Source organism: Pseudomarimonas salicorniae, from assembly GCF_023156535.1.
Taxonomy (GTDB): Bacteria; Pseudomonadota; Gammaproteobacteria; order Xanthomonadales; family Xanthomonadaceae; genus Pseudomarimonas; species Pseudomarimonas salicorniae.
Map to the genome: position 1 here is coordinate 48,765 of NZ_JALNMH010000013.1, position 17,300 is coordinate 66,064.

At 70.1% G+C, this 17,300-nt stretch carries 12 protein-coding genes and 2 pseudogenes; 5 read left to right on the top strand and 9 right to left on the bottom strand.

What is annotated here, in order from left to right; genetic code table 11:
- Positions 1 to 1,314 carry an HD-GYP domain-containing protein gene (locus M0G41_RS15220; RefSeq protein ID WP_248210753.1) on the bottom strand — a complete coding sequence of 438 codons (1,314 nt, stop codon included), beginning with the start codon at positions 1,312 to 1,314 and terminating at the stop codon, positions 1 to 3.
- A 263-nt stretch (positions 1,315 to 1,577) separates the two neighbouring features.
- Here M0G41_RS15220 and M0G41_RS15225 point away from each other — a divergent pair, with 263 nt between their 5' ends.
- Positions 1,578 to 4,259 carry a methyl-accepting chemotaxis protein gene (locus M0G41_RS15225; protein WP_248210754.1) on the top strand — a complete coding sequence of 894 codons (2,682 nt, stop codon included), beginning with the start codon at positions 1,578 to 1,580 and terminating at the stop codon, positions 4,257 to 4,259.
- A 31-nt stretch (positions 4,260 to 4,290) separates the two neighbouring features.
- Here M0G41_RS15225 and M0G41_RS15230 read toward each other — a convergent pair whose 3' ends face one another.
- The 5 genes and pseudogenes from M0G41_RS15230 to M0G41_RS15245 all read right to left on the bottom strand — a co-directional run bounded on the left by M0G41_RS15230 (position 4,291) and on the right by M0G41_RS15245 (position 9,428).
- Positions 4,291 to 6,849: an adenylate/guanylate cyclase domain-containing protein gene (locus tag M0G41_RS15230; protein ID WP_248210755.1), complete on the bottom strand. Its 2,559-nt coding sequence runs from the start codon at positions 6,847 to 6,849 to the stop codon at positions 4,291 to 4,293.
- A 15-nt stretch (positions 6,850 to 6,864) separates the two neighbouring features.
- Positions 6,865 to 7,776, bottom strand: a complete 912-nt coding sequence (locus M0G41_RS15235; protein ID WP_248210756.1) for a glutaminase — start codon at positions 7,774 to 7,776, stop codon at positions 6,865 to 6,867.
- A 71-nt stretch (positions 7,777 to 7,847) separates the two neighbouring features.
- Positions 7,848 to 8,054, bottom strand: a pseudogene (locus M0G41_RS15240) (2-hydroxymuconate tautomerase); the annotation flags it as partial.
- Positions 8,055 to 8,067: 13 nt separating this feature from the next.
- Entirely contained in the window at positions 8,068 to 8,202 is a 135-nt protein-coding gene (locus M0G41_RS18710) for a hypothetical protein (RefSeq protein WP_282452969.1), read from the bottom strand.
- Complete coding sequence (locus tag M0G41_RS15245; protein ID WP_248210758.1) at positions 8,199 to 9,428, bottom strand: MFS transporter; 1,230 nt, start codon at positions 9,426 to 9,428, stop codon at positions 8,199 to 8,201. The genes M0G41_RS18710 and M0G41_RS15245 overlap by 4 nt, the downstream gene beginning before the upstream one ends.
- A gap of 99 nt (positions 9,429 to 9,527) precedes the next feature.
- Here M0G41_RS15245 and M0G41_RS15250 point away from each other — a divergent pair, with 99 nt between their 5' ends.
- Complete coding sequence (locus M0G41_RS15250) at positions 9,528 to 10,412, top strand: LysR family transcriptional regulator (RefSeq protein WP_248210760.1); 885 nt, start codon at positions 9,528 to 9,530, stop codon at positions 10,410 to 10,412.
- Positions 10,413 to 10,621: 209 nt separating this feature from the next.
- Here M0G41_RS15250 and M0G41_RS15255 read toward each other — a convergent pair whose 3' ends face one another.
- The gene (locus M0G41_RS15255) at positions 10,622 to 12,442 is read right to left on the bottom strand and encodes a diguanylate cyclase (RefSeq protein ID WP_248210761.1); all 1,821 of its coding nucleotides are present in this window, start codon (positions 12,440 to 12,442) and stop codon (positions 10,622 to 10,624) included.
- Between the two features lie 170 nt (positions 12,443 to 12,612).
- Between M0G41_RS15255 and M0G41_RS15260 the strand changes: the two genes are divergently transcribed.
- A complete protein-coding gene (locus tag M0G41_RS15260; protein WP_248210762.1) occupies positions 12,613 to 13,194 on the top strand; it encodes an FMN-dependent NADH-azoreductase in 582 nt (193 codons plus the stop codon).
- Between the two features lie 8 nt (positions 13,195 to 13,202).
- Here the strand turns inward: M0G41_RS15260 and M0G41_RS15265 are convergent, their stop codons facing one another.
- A complete protein-coding gene (locus M0G41_RS15265) occupies positions 13,203 to 14,219 on the bottom strand; it encodes a GGDEF domain-containing protein (RefSeq protein ID WP_248210764.1) in 1,017 nt (338 codons plus the stop codon).
- A 576-nt stretch (positions 14,220 to 14,795) separates the two neighbouring features.
- On the opposite strand from M0G41_RS15265, the gene M0G41_RS15270 reads away from it, so the two are divergent.
- Together M0G41_RS15270 and M0G41_RS18925 are read left to right on the top strand one after the other, a co-directional pair.
- A complete protein-coding gene (locus tag M0G41_RS15270; protein WP_248210772.1) occupies positions 14,796 to 15,479 on the top strand; it encodes a hypothetical protein in 684 nt (227 codons plus the stop codon).
- Positions 15,480 to 15,542: 63 nt separating this feature from the next.
- Positions 15,543 to 15,914: pseudogene (locus M0G41_RS18925) on the top strand (DUF3592 domain-containing protein); the annotation flags it as partial.
- A gap of 127 nt (positions 15,915 to 16,041) precedes the next feature.
- On the opposite strand, the gene M0G41_RS15275 reads toward M0G41_RS18925, so the two are convergent.
- Positions 16,042 to 17,292 (bottom strand): threonine synthase, encoded by a 1,251-nt coding sequence (locus tag M0G41_RS15275; protein ID WP_248210773.1) that lies wholly within the window; start codon positions 17,290 to 17,292, stop codon positions 16,042 to 16,044.
- Positions 17,293 to 17,300 lie beyond the last annotated feature (8 nt).

The following is a 17,300-nucleotide window of genomic DNA, read 5'->3' on the forward strand; positions in this document are numbered from 1 at the left end:
TCAGGCCGCCAGGCGGCCCGCCTCGGCCAGCGGCTCGATGGCGATGCCGCTGCGCGCAATCTGCCGGGCGCGGGCGGCCCAGCGAACGTTGAGCTGGTCCGGAGACAGACCGCAGCGCACGCCCACGCCCTTGGCCGGGTCGAGGTCGATGGCGAGGCCAGGTCGGGCCTCGTCCGGCAGATCGACGATCTGCACCCTCGGCGCCAGGGAATTGCCCGGCTGCGAGGCGACCACGATGGCCATGCGGTGGTCGGTCAACTCGACCAGCGTGCCCGGCGGATAGACGCCGAGCAGCTTGACGAAGCGGGCAAGCAGGGTGGGATCGAAACGATCGCGCTCCTCGCGGAAGATCCGCTGCAGGGCTCGATGCGGGGTCAGGCCGGTCTCCACGTGCAGCGGACAGACCAGGTTGTGATAGCGGTTGCAGAGGATCAGGGCGCGGCTCACCGGGCCCAGCGCGTCGAGATCCAGGCGGTGCGGGAAGCCGCTGCCATCAGCAAACTCGTGGTGTTGGGCGATGGCCTCGACCACTTCGCGCGGCAGTTCCATGCGCCGCGCCATCTCGACGCCGAACTCGATGTGCTGGCGGTAGGTCTGGCGCTCGAACTCGGTGAGTTGGCCGTAGTCCTCATGCAGGAAGCTCGGTACCCGCTGCTTGCCGGCGTCGTGCATCAGGGCGGCGAGCACCAGATGGCGCAGCATCGGGGCCGGCATGTTGCAGTCGCGGCCGAGCAGCAGGCAGAGGCTGGCGACGCCGATCTCGTGCGTGGAGGGCTGGTCGCCGCTGCCCGGGCTCAGCAGGCGCAGGGCGACTTCGCCCTGCTGTGGCAGCCACTCGAGCAGCTCGTCGGCCAGCGCCTCGCAGACCCGCGCCGCCTCGGCGGGTTCCGGCCCGATGCGCTTGAGCATGGCCTGGTGGCTCTGCGCAGCCTGGCGCTGGCGCAGCTCGAGCGCACGCAGCATTGCCTGCTGCTTCTCGATCGGGTCCTCCAGCTGCATCGCCACGATCACGGAAACGGTCCCCTTGGCGGCCTCCGGGTCGGCCGGACGGGCGACTTCGGGTGCAGGTCGGGGCGGCGCTGCGGGCTGCGGTCTGGTGGCGGCACTCGGCGGCAGCGGCGGCACGCTGCTGCGCTCGGGGCTGTAGCGGACCTTCTCCAGACCCAGCGAGCGTAAGGTCTCGATCTGCTCGGGACTGCGCAGGGTGAAGCTGTTCATGGGGAAGGGGTGGCGGCGCCAGCCCAGGTCCAGGACCACGTAGATCCCGGGCCTGAGCCGGGAGACTTCGATCAACGGAAGCGAGTTGGTGGCCATGGAAGCTCCTGGCGGGGGCCCGGGACGACGCACGATGCGCCGGCAGCACCCGGCGACATTGACTCTTACGACACTTTGCCACGAAGCATTGTGACGCGCTCATCAGCTTGCGCCGCTTGTCGCCCCGTTCGCTGCTTTGGGCAGCTTGTCCCATGGACCGTCTCGTTTCTCCCTATTCGGGCTGGCCTGATCAGCTGGCATCCTCGGGGGGTATTCGACGGTTACCATGAGCGCGACCCTGGGGGGAAAACACGATGCGCTGGATGCTCGGATGGCTTGACGATTGGTCGCTGCAGGCGAAATTCCTGCTCCTGGCCGGCCTGGTGCTCGCCGCGGTTGCGCTGCCCGCCTGGCAGGATGTGAGCCTGCAGTGGGCGGCGATGGAAGTCTCCGAGGCCGAACTGCGCGGCGCACCGTTGGCATCGACAGTGACCGAAGCGGTGTTCAGCGCCCAGCGCGCGCGTGGCCTTGCCGCACTGCGCGCCTCTGGAGGGGCGGCAGATGCCGCGCAGCTGGACGAGGCCACCAAGCGGGTGGACAGGGCGCTCGCCGAGCTCGCCCGCACTGCCAGCGAGGAGGCGGGTTACCCCGCGACCGCGCAGGCCCTTGCCGAGGCCCGTCGGGCCTGGGACACCGCGCAGCAGGCCTTTGCAGGGGGCGATCCCCGGCAGGTGCTCACCGATGGCACCACGGCGGTCAGTCGCCTGCTTCGCGCGCTCGACGCGGTGCGTGACGAGTCGGGCTATTCCTACACGCCCTATGCCGACGCCTTCCACCTGATGCTGGCCTCGTTGAAGCTCGGTCCGGAGCTGGGGGAGGGGCTGGGCCGGCTGCGCGGCAACCTCGGCAGCTATCTGGCCGGCTATGCGGCCGCCGTCGAAGCCGCTGCAATGGCAGCCCCGCCGGAGGACGGCTCGGCGGATGGCACGGCAGACGGCCCTGTTGCCGAAGCGGCGAGCCCACCGACACCCGATGCCCAGCAGCGCGGCCGCCTGCAGGTGCTGCTGGTCGCGGCCCGCGAACGCGCGGCGCAGTATTTCCCCGAGCTGGACAAGGCGCTGGCGCGAAACCCTGCGCTGGCCGAAGTGCTCGGCGCGGAGTCCGCCGCGCTGCGCGATTCGCTGGAGCAGGCGCTGTCGACCGTCGAGGCAGACATCAGCAGCGACCAGCCGTCGATGAGCGGGGCCGAATCCTTTGCCCTGCTGACCGCGCAGATCGACCGCCTCGGCGCCTTCAACACGCGGCAGATCCAGGAACTCTCCGGCTTGTCTGCGGCCAATGCCGAAGCGACACGCGATGCGCTCTACCTGCTCGGCGCCGAGTTGTTCTTGCTGATCGGACTGCTGGTGCTGATCGCCGGAGGCATGCTGACCAGCATCCTGCATTCCGTGCGCCGTGCAGGCGGCGCGGCGCAGGACATTGCCGCGCTACGCCTCGACCGGACCATCGAAGCCCGCGGCAGTGACGAGCTGGCGGGCCTGCTGCGCGCGCTGGATCGCATGCGCTGTGACCTCAGGGAACGCATCGAGCGCGAGGCGGTGGTGGCCGCCGAGAATGCACGCGTCCGGCGGGCCCTGGATGCCGGCAGCGCCGGCATGATGATCGCCGATGCCGAGGGCGCCATCCTCTACATGAACCCGTCCATCGAGCGCGTGCTGCGCGAGGCCGAGCCGGTGCTGCGCGAACGCACGCCGGGCTTCAGTGTCGATGCGCTGGCCGGCCAGCGGCTGGCGCTGTTCGCCGACGCGCCCGAACTGCAGAAGGCGGTGAGCTCCGCGCTACCCAATGCTCACCAGGCCGAGGTGCGGCTGGGGGCGCGGGTCATGGAGCTGCATGCCACGCCGATCAAGGGCGAGGAGGGTACGCGACTGGGTACTGCGCTGGAATGGCTCGATCGCAGCGCTGAATCGACCTTCCGCGAGGGTCTGCGAGCAGCCGTCGCCAGGGCCCGCGCGGGGCGCCTCGACGCCCGCGTCGATACCCGCATCGAGGATCCCCGCTTCCGTGAGCTGGCCGAGGTGTTCAACGAACTGATCGGCACCACCGCCTCGGCGATCGGCGAGGTCGAGACGGTGATGCAGGCGCTGGCCGAAGGCAACCTCTCGGTGCGTTCGAAGGCACGGCTCGAGGGCAAGTTCGGCGAGCTCAACCAGAATGCCAATGCCACTGCCGATGCGCTCGGCGAGGTGATCGGCGAGATCCAGCGCACCGTCGAGGAGATCCACGCTGCCTCGGGCGAGATCGCCGAGGGCAACAACGACCTGTCCAAGCGCACCGAGCAGGCAGCAGCCAGCATCGAGGAAACGGCGGCGGCCCTGCACGAGGTCAACAGCATGGTCGCGAGTTCGGCCGATCACGCCAGCGAGGCCAAGGAGCTTGCCGGCCAGGCCGCGCAGACCGCGGCGGAGGGCGGCCAGGCGGTGATCGAGGTGGTCAGCACCATGCAGGCGATCCGCGAGTCATCGAAGAAGATGTCCGACATCATCTCGGTGATCGATGGCATCGCCTTCCAGACCAATATCCTCGCCCTGAATGCCGCGGTCGAGGCTGCGCGGGCCGGCGAGCAGGGCCGCGGGTTCGCCGTGGTGGCGAGCGAGGTGCGTGCGCTGGCCCAGCGCTCGGCCGATGCGGCCAAGGAGATTGCCGGCCTGATCCGCCAGTCCGAGGCGCGGGTGGAGGAAGGCGCTGGACAGGTCCAGCGCGCCGGTGATCGCATGGACAGCATCGTCGCCTCGGCGCGACAGGTGGCCGAGATCGTTGCCGAGATCGCCGCCGGCGCCGCCGAGCAGGCCAAGGGCATCAACGAAGTCAACGCGGCGGTGGAACAGATGGATCAGGCGACCCAGGCCAATTCCGCACTGGTCGAAGAAATCGCTGCCGCGGCCCAGGCGCTGAGTCAGCAGGCCTCCAGTCTGAACGAGATCGCGGGCCGCTTCGTCCGCTGAGCGCAACGGCCGCGCGGCGCAGGCTCCGCCTTCAGCCGTTCTCGGGCGGCGGCCACGCGCCATCCCAGTACGCCGGTGCCTGCTCGGCAAGGCGCCGGCAGCGTCGCAGCAAGGTGGCACTGGGGCCGTCCTCGGGATGCGCCCGGCAAAGGTCTTCGAGCAGTGCGGCGGCCTCCGCCCATTCGCCCGACAGGTAGCGCTCGCGGGCCCCGGAGTACTGCTCGAGCGCCGCTGGGGCGAGCTGTTCAGCGGGCAGCATGAGCTGGTGGATAACCGCAGCCTGCTGCTTACCCTTGACCCGTACCCGGTCCAGTTCGCGCAGTGGATAGTCACCGCGCAGTGCCTGCTTGGTGGCGTCGGAAAGCAGGATGCTGACTCCATAGGTCTTGGTGGCCGATTCCAGCCGCGCCGAGAGGTTCACCGTGTCGCCGATCACCGTGTAATCCATCCGCTTGGGCGAGCCCACATTGCCGGCCACCAGCTCACCGGTGGAGAGGCCGATTCCGATCGCCAGCGGCGCCTCGCCGCGTTCGGCGCGTCGCGCGTTCAGCTCGACCAGGCGTTCCTGCATCGACAGGGCGGCGCGCACCGCGTGGTCGGCGTCGTCCTCGCCGGGGAAGGGCACGCCGAACAGGGCCATGACCGCGTCGCCGATGAACTTGTCGAGGATGCCGTGCTCGGCGCTGATCGCCTCGACCATCTGCGAGAAGTACTCGTTGAGCATGGCCACCGTGTCGCGTGCGCCCAGCTGCTCGGAGATCGTGGTGAAGTCGCGGATGTCGGAGAACAGCACGGTGGCTCGCTGGTCGACGCCGCCGAGGTTGAGGTCGGCATTGGCCAGCATCTGCTCGGCCACCTGCGGCGCGAGGTAACGCGAGAGCGTATTGCGGACGCGCTTCTCCTCGGTGACGTCGTCGAACACCAGCATGGTTCCCAGTGCACGGCCGTCGGGATCGGCCAGTGGCACGCGGCTGGTCACCGCCTGGCGCGTGCTGCCGTCGCGGCGGATCAGCTCCACTTCGCCAAGGTAATGTTCGCGGCCGGCCTCCCGCGCACTGATCAGCCAGTCATTCCCCGTGCCCATGCACTCGACGAAGTCGCTGCCCTGGTCGCTTCCGTCAAGGCCCAGCAGGGCCTGCGCCGCGGCATTGGCAGTGACGATCTGGCCTTGCGGGTTGAGCGTGACCACGCCGTTGGTCAGGCTGCGCAGGATGCTTTCGCTGTAGCGCTGGGCGCGGGCCAGGTCGGCGAACAGCTGGGCATTGACCAGGGCGATAGCGGCCTGCGCGGCGAAGGCCCGCAGGCGACGCTCGTCGTTGACGTCGAACCGGCCGCCGAGCTTGTTGATGGCCTGGATCACACCGATGCAGCGGCCGTCGCGGTCCTCCACCGGCACGCAGAGCAGGGAGCGCGTGGTGTAGCCGGAGCGGCGGTCGAACTCCGGGTTGAAGCGCGGGTCGGCGTAGGCGTCGTCGATGCGGACCGGCTGCTGGCTCCGGAAGCACTCGCCGGCGATGCCGCGGTCGGCGGCGAAGCGGATCGGCTCGGCGCTGCCCTCGGCGACCCGGCCCCAGAGCTCGTCGCGCTCCGCATCATGCAGGAACAGGCTGACCCGGTCGGCGCCGACGAAGCCGCGTGTGGTGGCGACGATCAGGGTCAGCAGGGGGTCGAGGCGCAGCTCGGTGGCCAGCGCCTGGCTGACCGCGAACAGCTCGTCCTGCTCGCGATGGGCGTCGCGCAGCGAGGCGATCATCCGGTTGGTCTTGGCCGCGATCAGCGAGAACTCGTCGCGGGTGATGATCGGCACGAAGGTGTCGAGCCGGCCCTCCGAGACATGCGCCAGGCCGTCGATCTGCAGGCGCAGGATGTAGGCAAGGTTGTTGCCGTAGGACCAGAGCAGGCGCATGGCCAGCACCAGGACGGTGCCGATGACGAAGGCGATGTCGATGAAGATCGCCCGGCGCAGCTTGGCGTGCGGCTCGTCGTCGATGTGCGCGATCAGGTAGTCGATGTCCTTGACGATCACCAGTCCCGACACGGCGCCGGTGAAGATGCCGACGCAGACGAAGATCACGAACAGGCGGTCGGTGATCGGGAAGATCTTGCGCGGGGTCTCGGTGATCCGGTCCAGCGGCGAGGGCGTGCGACGCTCGCGGCGCAGGCCGTTGTCGAGGCCCGCGAAGATGCCGAACATCATGCAGCCGATCAGCACCTTGCCCCCCGACTCCAGTGGGAAGCCGTGGATGTGGTGGTTGTAGAGCGAGATGCCGACGCCCACCGCGGTGAACAGGGCGAGGTCGATGGCGAACTGATAGATCGACAGCGTGAACGGTTCGCCGGCCGGCATCAGCCGCGGCTCGAGCGCCAGCTTGAGGCCGAAGGCCGCGGTGAAGGCGACGAGGAAGGTGGCGATGACCGCCAGCGCATCGAGCCCGGCGATGAAGGGGCAGACGCGGATGCCGTAGAGGCTGAGCACGCCTACCGCGGCGACGTAGTAGGCAAGGATCAGTCGATGGTCGTGCTCGCCGTCGCCGGCAAAGTATCGGGTCGGTGCGGCATCCGGACGGGTCAGCGGGGAGGAGGTCGACATGCGCGCCCGTGCCTCCTAGAAGACCGACAGTCCAGTGCGCGCGGTCAGCGCCTCCAGCGCCCGGATGCCGAGCATCGAGTTGCCCGCTGAATCGAGCCCGGGGCTCCAGACGCAGGCGCTGAAATGTCCCGGCAGCACGGCGAGGATGCCGCCGCCGACCCCGCTCTTGGCCGGTAGCCCGACACGATAGGCGAAGTCGCCGACCGCATCGTAGGCGCCACAGGTCACCATCATGGCGTTGATCCGCTGGGTCTGCTGCGGGCTCAGCATGCAGGTACCGTCGAGCGTGCAGCCGCGGTGGGCGAGGTACATGCCGGCGCGGGCCAGCTCCCGGCATGACAGGGCGATGGCGCAGTGGTGGAAGTAGGCGTCGAGGACCGCCTCGGGATCTCCGCGCAGGTTGCCGAAGCCCTTCATGAACCAGGCCATCGCGCGGTTGGTGTGGCCGCTGGCGGCTTCGGCATCGGCGACGGCATCGTCGAATCCGGCATCCGCCGCGCCGGACAGCTGGCGGACCAGGTCGAGCAGGGTGCGTTTGGCGTCGGCCAGCACTTCCAGTATCACGTCGGTGACCACCAGGGCCCCGGCGTTGATGAACGGATTGCGCGGAATGCCGTGCTCGTGCTCCAGCTGGACCAGCGAGTTGAAGCGGTTGCCCGAGGGCTCGCGGCCGACCCGCTGCCAGAGGTCGTCGCGGGCGTGCTGCATGGCCAGGGTCAGCGAGAAAACCTTGCTGATGCTCTGGATCGAGAAGCGCACCTCGGCGTCTCCGGCCACGTGCTCGCGGCCATCGGCCTCCATCAGGGCGATGCCGAACTGGTTCGGATCCACCGAGGCCAGCGGCGGGATGTAGTCGGCGACCCTGCCGCAGCCGCGCTGCCCGGCAAGTTCGTCGACGATCTCCTCCAGCAGGGCCGAATAGTCCATCGCCCCTCCCAAGGCGTGGCGGTACCGCCCGAGGATAGTGGATCGGCGCCGGCCTTGCCCGCGTCGCGGGCTCAGCCCTGCTGGCGCTTCCAGTCGTCGGTCAGCATTCCGGCAAAGCCCCAGTGGGCCTCGTCGATCTCCTGGATGACGATGTGGATGGTCTCGGGGCGCTTGCCCAGCCGTTCGACGAGGGAGCGGGTGATGTCCTCGACCAGGGCTTTGCGCTGGTCGCGGCTGGTGCCGCGGAGGATCTGTACGTTCACGTAGGGCATGGCCTGTCTCCTTGGGGCGTCAGCACAACATACCGTTGAGGTGTCCGAGCAGCACGGCGTTGCCCACCGCGCACCAGAGCGAAGTGGCCGCGCCGAGCAGCAGGGCGGCGACGGCGAGGATCCAGCGCAGAGGGCGGGCCGTGCGCATCATCATGCCGGCGCCATCGCGGCGCGCTCGCCGACCGGACGGTCGCGGGTGGCGAAGCTGACCGCGGCGGCGGCCAGGCCCAGCGCGATACTGACCTGCCAGACGAGATCGTAGCTGCCGGTGCGATCAAACAGCCTGCCCGCCCACCAGGCGCCGATGAAGCTGCCCACCTGGTGGCTGAGGAACACGACGCCGTACAGCGTCGACAGGTAGCGCGGCCCGAACATCGAGGCGACCGCGCCCGAGGTCAGCGGGACCGTGCCCAGCCAGAGGAAGCCGAACACCGCGGCGAACATCAGGGTGCTTGCAGGGCTCAGAGGCAGCAGCAGGAACAGGGCCATGCTCAGCGCGCGCCCGGCGTACAGCGCGCCGAGCAGGCCCGGCCGCGAATGCCGTCCGCCCCAGACACCGAACATCCATGAGCCTGCGATATTGAACAGGCCGATCAGCGCAAGCGCGGCCGCACCGACGCCCGCGGACAGTCCCTGGTCGACCAGGTAGGCGGGAAAGTGGGTGGCGACGAAGGCGATATGGAACCCGCAGACGAAGAATCCGCCATTGAGCAGCCAGTAGTGCGGATGGCGCGACGCCGACCTCAGCGCGCTGCCCAGCGATCCGGCGCCGGGCTCGTCGGCCGCGAAGCAAGGGGCGCCGCGCTTGAGTCCGAGGATTGCCAGCAAAGAAACCAGAAGAAGGACCAGCAGGCCGAGCATGGCGCCCCGCCAGCCCAACTGGCCGATCATCAGCTGCGCAAGAGGCACCACCGCGAACTGGCCCAGCGAGCCGCCGGCGGTGACCAGACCGAAGGCGACGCTGCGCTGCTCGGGGCGGACCCAGTGGCCGATGCTGCCGAGCAGGACGACGAAGGTGGTGCCGGCCAGGCCCAGCCCGACGAACAACCCCAGCGCCGCCAGCAGACCATGCGGCAGCTGCGCACTGGCGGCAAGGCCAAGACCGAGGGCGTAGAGCAGGCCGCCGGCCAGCACCACCCGGCGCGCGCCGAAGCGGTCGGACAGCGCACCGACAAAGGGCTGGACCAGGCCGAACAGCAGGTTCTGCACCGCGATGGCGAAGCCGAAGGCCTCGCGGCCAAGGTCCAGGTCGCGGCCCAGCGGCGGCAGGAACAGGCCGAAACTCTGCCGCACACCCATGCTGACAGTGACAATCAGCGCGGCGCAGGCGATTGCCAAGAGGATGTCTCTGGACCAGGCGGGAGCAGGCGCGGCGGACATGGCTGGATGCGCGGGGAGCGGTGGAACGGCTAGCCTAGGCTCGGCCCGCCGCACTGCCTAGCGTCCGCGCGCGGATTCACCCTTCACGTTTGGTTGCGAATGAACGAATCCCCAACCGACCTCGCCCTGTTCGTGGCCGTCGCGGAAAGCGGCCAACTGGCCCAGGCCGCGCGGCTGCTGGGGATCAGCCCGGCCGGCGCCAGCGCGGCGCTGAAGCGGCTGGAGCAGCAGCTCGGCGCGAGGCTGGTCCTGCGCAGCACGCGCAGGCTGCGGCTCAGCGTGGAGGGCGAGCGCTACCTGCCGCACGCCCGGGCCGTGCTGGCGGCGCTGCGGGCCGGTCGTGAGGCCCTGGCCCGCGACGCGCCGCTGCAGGGCTGGGTGCGGATCAGCGCGCCGGCCGACCTTGGGCGCAACCGGCTGCTACCCCTGTTGGAAGGCTTTTCCGGCATGCATCCCGGGGTTCGCTTCCAGCTCTCTCTCGAGGACACGCTCAGCGACTTCTTTGCCCAGCCTGTCGACCTGGCCCTGCGCTACGGCCTGCTCGACGACGACCGAGTCGTCGCCCAGCCGCTGCGGGTGCTGCAGCGCTGGCTGTGCGCGGCGCCGGACTATCTCGAGCGCCACGGGGTGCCGGACACGCCGCAGGCGCTGCGCGAGCACGCCACCGTCTGCTACATGCAGCGCCAGCGCGCGGTGACCCGCTGGCGGTTGTCGCATGTCGATGGCGATACGGTGGAAGTCGATGTGGAGCCGCGCTGGGTGTTCAACGATGCCGAGATGGTTCGCCGCTGGGTGCTCGCCGCGCATGGCATCGCGCTGCGGGTGGAGGCGGACATCGGCGAGGACATCGCTGCGGGCAGGCTGCGACGGCTGATGCCGGACTGGCAGGGCGAGTCGACGCGGCTGTCGCTGGTCTATCCGGACCGCGCCCTGTCACCGGCACTGCGCGCCGTGGTCGACCACCTCTCCGCCGCGCTGGGTTAGGGAGCCTCTGGACAAGTCCAGCGGGCACGGGACTGGTTCGGAGGCTCCCTTGTGCCCTGTCCCGGAAACACATCGCCGAACCCGTTCGGTCTGCGCCGTCGATGCTGCGTTGTCCGGGGTTGCCATGGCGCTGCAGTGCCTCCATCTCGCGCCTTGCCTCGATGACGCATCCGTTTTCCGGACTCATCAATGCATATCCGGACAGGACGCTAGCCTGTCCCCGCCGCCCGCGCGCCAGCCACCGCGACCCGGTTGCGGCCGCCGCGCTTGGCTTCGTAGAGCGCCTCGTCGCTGGCCTGGATCAGTCCCTCGGACTCCTCGCCGTGGACGCCGAACTGGGCGACCCCGATCGAGACGGTCACCCTCAGTCCAGGGTCGATGCCCAGCGCGCCCAGGTCGATGGATTCCACCGCGCGGCGCAAACGCTCGGCCAGCTCGATGGTGCCCTCGAGGTCGGCTTCGGCAGCGACGACAAGGAACTCCTCGCCCCCCATCCGCACCGGCAGATCGCTGCTGCGCGAAGCCGCGCGCAGCGCGGCGGCCACGTGGCGCAGCACCGCGTCGCCCGCCGGATGGCCGAAGCGGTCGTTGATCGACTTGAAATGGTCGATGTCGATGGAAAGGAAGGCCAGTCCGCTGCCGCGCCGACGCGCCACCGGCACCTGCATGCGCAGGTATTCGTCTAGGAAGCGCCGGTTGTACAACCCGGTCAGCTCGTCGGTAACCGCCAGCCGGTGCAGGGCGGCGCGCTCGCGCTCGGCCTGTTCCCGGATGCGCCGGTTCTCCAGCGCGAGTCCGAGCAGCTTCACCGCCGCGAGCAGCACGCGCTGCTGCATGGCGTTCAAGCGCTGCTGGCCCATCGAAGGCACCGACAGCCAACCGGGCCGGCCCTCCGAGGCGGGCAGAGGATGGCAGGCCAGGGTCGGCAGCCCGGCACGGGCCAGGGCCTCGGCGGGGCCGTCTGCGAGGTCGTCCGCCTCGATCGGAGCGGCGAGCAGCCGGTCGAGCGCCTGTTGGCGCTCGCCGGTATCGGCCGAGCGGGCCACGCAGACCAGCGCTCCGTCCTCGCCGACCAGGTGCACGCAGACCGCCGAGGTCACGCCGTAGGCGCTCAGCGTCTCGCAGGCGCGTCGGGAAAGCTGCGCGGCGTCGCCTTCCGGCTCGGCAAACGCTGTCGACAGGGCGCCGAGCGTGGCCAGCTCCTGCTGGCGCAGCCGCTGCTTGCGCTGCATCGAGGCGAAGACCAGAAGGCTGAGCGCCACCAGGGCTGCGGCGGGCAGACTGGCGTACAGGCCCCAGCGCACCCAGGGTGGCGTCGGCGGGGCGAGCACGCGGATGTCCTCGGGCGAGGTGACCACAAGCTGGAAGCCGCCGTCGTAGGGCCAGGTCTCCTTGTACAGCGAGGAGACCCCGGTGACTTCAAGCCGCGCGCCACGCGGATAGAGCGACCAGTCGAAGCGGTCGACGGCCGCCTGGGGGATGTACAGGCTGAGGGTGGTGCCGTCGTCGCCGTCGATGCGCAGCCGCCCGTAGCCCTCCAGCGACAGCGGTCCGGCCAATCCCTCCACGCGCACGCGTCGGCCCAGATGCTGCCAGGAGTCGACCTCGGCAAGCGGCACGGCGCGGGGCGCGGGCAGCGGCGCCTCGCCGACCACCTCGAGTCGATCGATGAACAGCTGGGGCGCGCCGCGGAACTGGCCCAGCGTGCCGCTGGCCTCGACTACCTGGCCAGCTTCCACGTCCGCTTGCTGGGAGCGCGTATAGAGGGACAGCCCGCCGCTCTCATCCTGGACCAACAGCTGGTAGTTCTGCGCCTGCAGGGCGCGATTCCCGACCAGGGTGACCCCGCGCACGCTGAACCGTCGGTTGAGTCCGTCGGGGATGGTGTCCGCATCGCGGTCGGCCACCACCTCGGCGATGGGCAAGACGGGCGGGACCGACTGCGCGGCTCCGGGCTGAGCGCGCACGGGACCGGCGGCCGCCAGGGCCAGCAGGGCGAGGGTGGGCAGTCGCAGCGGGTTCGCCATCATGCCCCAGAGTCTATCCGCGACGGAGCGTCGGCGGTCGCGACCGCGTCGACTCCGATCATCGTTGCAGGCGCGCAACGCTGCGTCGTCGTGCTTCCGGTTGGTCGGCGCCGCCCGTGCGCCCAGCATGACCCCATCGCCGGCAGCGCCGGCACCGCAACGGGAGATCCACCATGAAACTCTTGCATGTCGATTCGAGCGCCCTCGGCGAACATTCGGTCTCGCGCATGCTCGGCGCCGAGCTGATCGAGGCCCTGCACCAGGCGCATCCCCGGGCGCAGCGTGTGTATCGGGATCTCGCCGCCGACCCGCTTGCGCACTGGTCGCCGCCGGCCGCGGAGGTCGAGGCGGAGGCGTTGCGCTCGGCAGCGGTGCTGGAGGAGTTCCTGGCTGCAGACGTGCTGGTCGTCGGCGCGCCGATGTACAACTTTTCCATTCCCAGCGCGCTGAAGGCCTGGATCGACCGCATCGCCGTCGCCGGCAAGACCTTCCGCTACGGTCCGAACGGGCCCGAGGGTCTGGCCGGCGGCAAGCGCGTGATCGTGGTGTCGACCCGGGGCGGTCGCTACAGCGAGGGGGCGGGCCTGGCAATGGACCATCAGGAAAGCTACCTGCGCACCGTGTTCGGTTTTCTCGGCATCGAGGACGTGGAGTTCATCCGAGCCGAAGGCCTGGCCATGGGGGAGGCGACGCGGTCCGCCGCCCTCACCGATGCGCGGCTCCTGATCACCCGACCGCTGGCGAAGGCGGCCTGAGCCATGGTTCAGTGCCGCGTGGCCTGGTCCGCGCGGCGCTGCTGCTTGCGGGCGTACATGGCCGCATCGGCCCGGGCCAGCACCTGATCGGCGGTGCCCGCCCCGGCACCGATCCGGATGACGCCGACGCTGGCGCCGGCATAGTCGAAGTTCAGCCCGCCCAGTTCCAGGCGGCCGCGGGTCAGCGCTTCGACGCGCGACTGCAGCGTGGCCGACTCCCTTTCGGTGGAGGCCTCCCTCACGCCCGACATGACGACGAACTCGTCGCCGCCGTAGCGGGCGATCAGGTCCGAGCCGCGCAGTCCCTCGGTCAGCCTGCTTGCCATGGCCACCAGGAGGCGGTCGCCGGCCTCGTGGCCGTAGCGGTCGTTGATGGCCTTGAACCCGTCGAAGTCGACGAAGGCAAGATCGACCTCGCCGCCGTCGCGCTCGAGTCGGGCCAGCGTTCGCCGCAGCTCCTCCTCGAGCATCCGACGGTTGGCAAGGCCGGTCAGCGGATCGGTCATTGCCCGCGAGGACAGCTCGGCGTTGTGCTCGCGCAGCCGTCGCAGCAGGGACTCGCGATCGACCTGCTGTCCGAGCAGACGGGCAAACAGCGCGACCATGCGTGCGTTTCCGTCCGAGCGATCCACCGGGCGGTCGCTGATCCCGCAAAGCGTGCCGAACAGACTGCCGTCGGCGAGGTACACGGGCTCGGTGAGATAGGTGACGATGCCCAACGCCCGCGCCGCCTCGGAGTCGGGCCAGCGGCCCGGCACGTCGTCCGTATAGCGCTGCCCCGAGGCCAGCGCGCGGCGGCACAAGGTGTCTTCCCAGGGCACCGACAGGCCCTCGTCGATGCAGGGCTTGCCACCGTCGTGGACAAACAGCACCCGCTGCTGGCCAGCCACTTCGTCCACCTCGGTCAGGTAGACGGCCTCCAGTCCGCTGATGCCGTGCAGCACTTCGAGCAGCGGGCGGGCCAGGTGTTCCAGGTTCTGGGCGGCGCCGAGCGAATCCGCGACGCGTGCCAGCAAAGTGTCCATCTCAGCACCGTTGAGTCGCGCGGAGCGCGACGTTCTCTACACGAGGGTGATGCTAGCGATCCCGTCGGGCCCGGCAATCGGGGCTTTCCCGCGATGACCCGGGGTCGCGACCGCACGGATTCTCCCTGGCCCCGGTCATTGGTGCATTCGATACGCCGCGGGCACGGGCAAGACCGCGGACACAGTCGGGCTTCGCGGGGGGAGGTGGCGAGGCCGGTCTGGGCGGGTATCGGCCGTTCGCCGATGTACGCGCAGGGCGGGTGCTGGACTTGCCGGATAGGCGGCCCAACGCTCACCTGCGGTGGGATCGTCGGCCTGGAACAGGGATTCGCATCTCCATGCCCATATTCCGCGGGTCGAAGACCCACCCTGCGTCCTTCGCTGCGCGCTGGCGCGCCTTGGGCGCATCGATTCCTGCGTTCGGACGGTATGCCCGGTGCGGCGAGCCGCACCCTATGAACGGCCGGTTTGGGTCCAGTTCCGCCGCCTCGACCCTGCCCCGGGCTGGACATGGGCCTTGCGGAGACCGACCCTCGTAGCGGCGGCAGCGGGGCCGCATGGGGTGGAGATCCAGATATGGGATGGCAACGTTCGGGGGCGCTGGCGGCGATCGCCATGGCCCTGATCTACCTGCTCGGCTTCGCCGTGCTGCTCGGGGTGCTGACGCCGCAGGCCGGAGATCCCTCGGCCACGCCCGCGGGTCGCCTGGACTTCATGCTCCAGCACCGGCTGGCCTTCCAGCTCTGGCTGCTGATGCTCTACGTGGTGTTCGGGCTTCTGCTGGTGGTGTTGCAGATCGCACTGCAGCAGCGCCTGTCCACGGTGTCGGTGCCGCGGCTGCAGTGGATCGGTGCGCTGGGCATGATCTGGGCGGGATTGCTCATCGGCAGCGGCATGCTGGCCAGCGTCGGCCTTCAGGTGGTGGGCGAGTTGCACGAAGCCGATCCCGATCGGGCCCTGCTCGCCTGGACCGTGATTGCCGCGGTGCAGGATGGGCTTGGCGGGGGCGTAGAAGTGGTCGGCGGGCTGTGGATGATCTCCCTGGCCATGCTTGGCGGGCGCCCCGGCGGCCTGCCCCGGGGGCTCGCCTGGCTGGCCTGGCCGGTGGGGGTCTGCGGCGTGCTGACCCTGATCCCGCCCCTTGCCGAGTTGGGAGCGGTGTTCGGGCTGGGCCAGATCCTCTGGTTCCTTCTGCTGGGCGTGGTGCTTTGGCGCGAGGGGGACGACGCGCCCGCCGGCGCCGCGGATGGGGCATCCTGAGGATTGGCCGGCCGTCGGAAAAGCGAATGCGGGCAGCGGTCGCCACCGGATCGGTGGGACGGCATGCTGAGAGCCGTTCTCGGCCTGCTCCTGCTACCGGGGGCTGCCTTGCTTGCGCTCGGCCTGCAGCTGCATGTCGACGACCATGCCGCGTCCGACTGGGTCGCCGTGGACGCAACGGTCGTCGACCTCAAGGTGCGTTCGCCGGTTCGCGCTGGCGCAGAAGCGGGGGCGCCGCGTCGCAGCCATATCCCGCTGGTCGTGTTCGAGTGGCAGGTGGGCGGGCAGCGTTTCCGCAGTTCACGGCACCGGCTGGGCGGCGCGCTCGCCGAGCGCAGCAGCCGGGAGGCGGCGCGAGCGGTGCTGTCCGACTTCCGGATCGGACAGACGATCCGGGCCTGGCGCGATCCACAGGCGGCCGAACGGGCGGTACTCGACCGCCGCGGAAGCTGGCGCGGAATGTTGCTGGCGGCCGCAGGGGCCTTCTTGCTGGCCCTTGGCGCGCTCGGCCTGCTGGCTGCCGGCCAGATCGCTGGTGCCCTGCGCCCCCGGCAGAGGCGCCCTAGAGCAGGTGGCGCAGCTGCGGCAGGTACTTCTCCAGTGAACCGGTGTTCACCACCACGACGCGCTCCCGCGGGCGAAGCAGGCCGCGGTCGAGCAGCTGGGGCAGGGCGGCGAGGCAGGCCGCGCCTTCCGGACTGATCCAGTCGCGGCGGGCCCGCCAGACCTGCTGGAGTGCCGCGGCCATGTCGCGCTCCGAGACCGCCAGCGCCGCCCCGCCACTCTCGCGGATGATCTGCAGTACGCGGAAGTGGCCGACGCCTCCGGGGACGTTGAGGCCGGTGGCCAGTGTCTGCCCCGCCGCCACAGCCTGGGTATCCTCGGCGCCGGCCTCGAAGGCCTGAACCAGCGGTTGCGTTGAAGCGCTCTGCACGCAGAGCATGCGCGGGCGGCGACCATCGATCAGCCCGAGGCGCTCCAGCTCGTCCCAGGCCTTCCACATGCCGAGCACGCCGGTGCCGCCGCCCGTGGGATAGACCACGGCATCGGGCAGGGACCAGCGATCCGAGCCCTCGCGCGGCTCGGCCAGCTCCAGACCCAGAGTCTTCTTGCCCTCGATGCGCCAGCCCGGCTCCTGGAAGGTGGCCACGGAGAACCAGCCCTCCGGGACGAAGCGCTCCTTGAGGAAGGCGCCAGCCTCGCGGATGGTCGGGCCGACCAGGTGCAGCTGCACCCGGTCCGGATGGCGGTGCGCTGCGGCGGCCACGCTGCCGAGGATCGGCAAGGGCGTGTCTTCGGGCATCGCGACCACCACGTCGAGGCCGCCAGCCAACGCATAGCGGACCAGCGAGTCGCCGGCATTGCCCTGGGTCGGCACCGCCAGGCGGCGAAGGCCGAGCCGCCGCGCCTGGGCGACGACCATCGCCATACCGCGATCCTTGAAGCTCTGCGTCGGATTGGCACCGAAGCCCGGATGGGCACGGCCCTCCTCCTTGACCCACAGCTCCAGCTGGGCACTCCGCGCTGCCGGCCAGTCGCGGTAGTCGAGCTGCGGCGTGGCGCCCTCGCCGAGGGGGACGATGTGGCGGGCCTCGGCCGGATTTCCGGCGTCCAGCGCCAGCAGGGCGCCAAAGCGCCACATGTCGCGACGCTGCGGTCGATACCAGCCGGCGTCCGGCTGCTCCAGCGCCAGCCGTTCAAGATCCAGCTCCATGACCACCGGCCGGCCATCCACGGGGTCGAGATTCATTGGCTGGTCGGCGGGGTAGGCGCGACCGGAGGCAAGGCCGCGCAGGCAGGTCAGATAGCTCATCGAATGCC

Coding starts and splice junctions, on each gene's coding strand:
- M0G41_RS15275 (WP_248210773.1), bottom strand. CDS start 17,292: ATGAGCTATCTGACCTGCCTGCGCGGCCTTGCCTCCGGTCGCGCCTAC.
- M0G41_RS15270 (WP_248210772.1), top strand. CDS start 14,796: ATGGGATGGCAACGTTCGGGGGCGCTGGCGGCGATCGCCATGGCCCTG.
- M0G41_RS15220 (WP_248210753.1), bottom strand. CDS start 1,314: ATGGCCACCAACTCGCTTCCGTTGATCGAAGTCTCCCGGCTCAGGCCC.
- M0G41_RS15260 (WP_248210762.1), top strand. CDS start 12,613: ATGAAACTCTTGCATGTCGATTCGAGCGCCCTCGGCGAACATTCGGTC.
- M0G41_RS15245 (WP_248210758.1), bottom strand. CDS start 9,428: ATGTCCGCCGCGCCTGCTCCCGCCTGGTCCAGAGACATCCTCTTGGCA.
- M0G41_RS15255 (WP_248210761.1), bottom strand. CDS start 12,442: ATGATGGCGAACCCGCTGCGACTGCCCACCCTCGCCCTGCTGGCCCTG.
- M0G41_RS15225 (WP_248210754.1), top strand. CDS start 1,578: ATGCTCGGATGGCTTGACGATTGGTCGCTGCAGGCGAAATTCCTGCTC.
- M0G41_RS18710 (WP_282452969.1), bottom strand. CDS start 8,202: ATGATGATGCGCACGGCCCGCCCTCTGCGCTGGATCCTCGCCGTCGCC.
- M0G41_RS15230 (WP_248210755.1), bottom strand. CDS start 6,849: ATGTCGACCTCCTCCCCGCTGACCCGTCCGGATGCCGCACCGACCCGA.
- M0G41_RS15250 (WP_248210760.1), top strand. CDS start 9,528: ATGAACGAATCCCCAACCGACCTCGCCCTGTTCGTGGCCGTCGCGGAA.
- M0G41_RS15265 (WP_248210764.1), bottom strand. CDS start 14,219: ATGGACACTTTGCTGGCACGCGTCGCGGATTCGCTCGGCGCCGCCCAG.
- M0G41_RS15235 (WP_248210756.1), bottom strand. CDS start 7,776: ATGGACTATTCGGCCCTGCTGGAGGAGATCGTCGACGAACTTGCCGGG.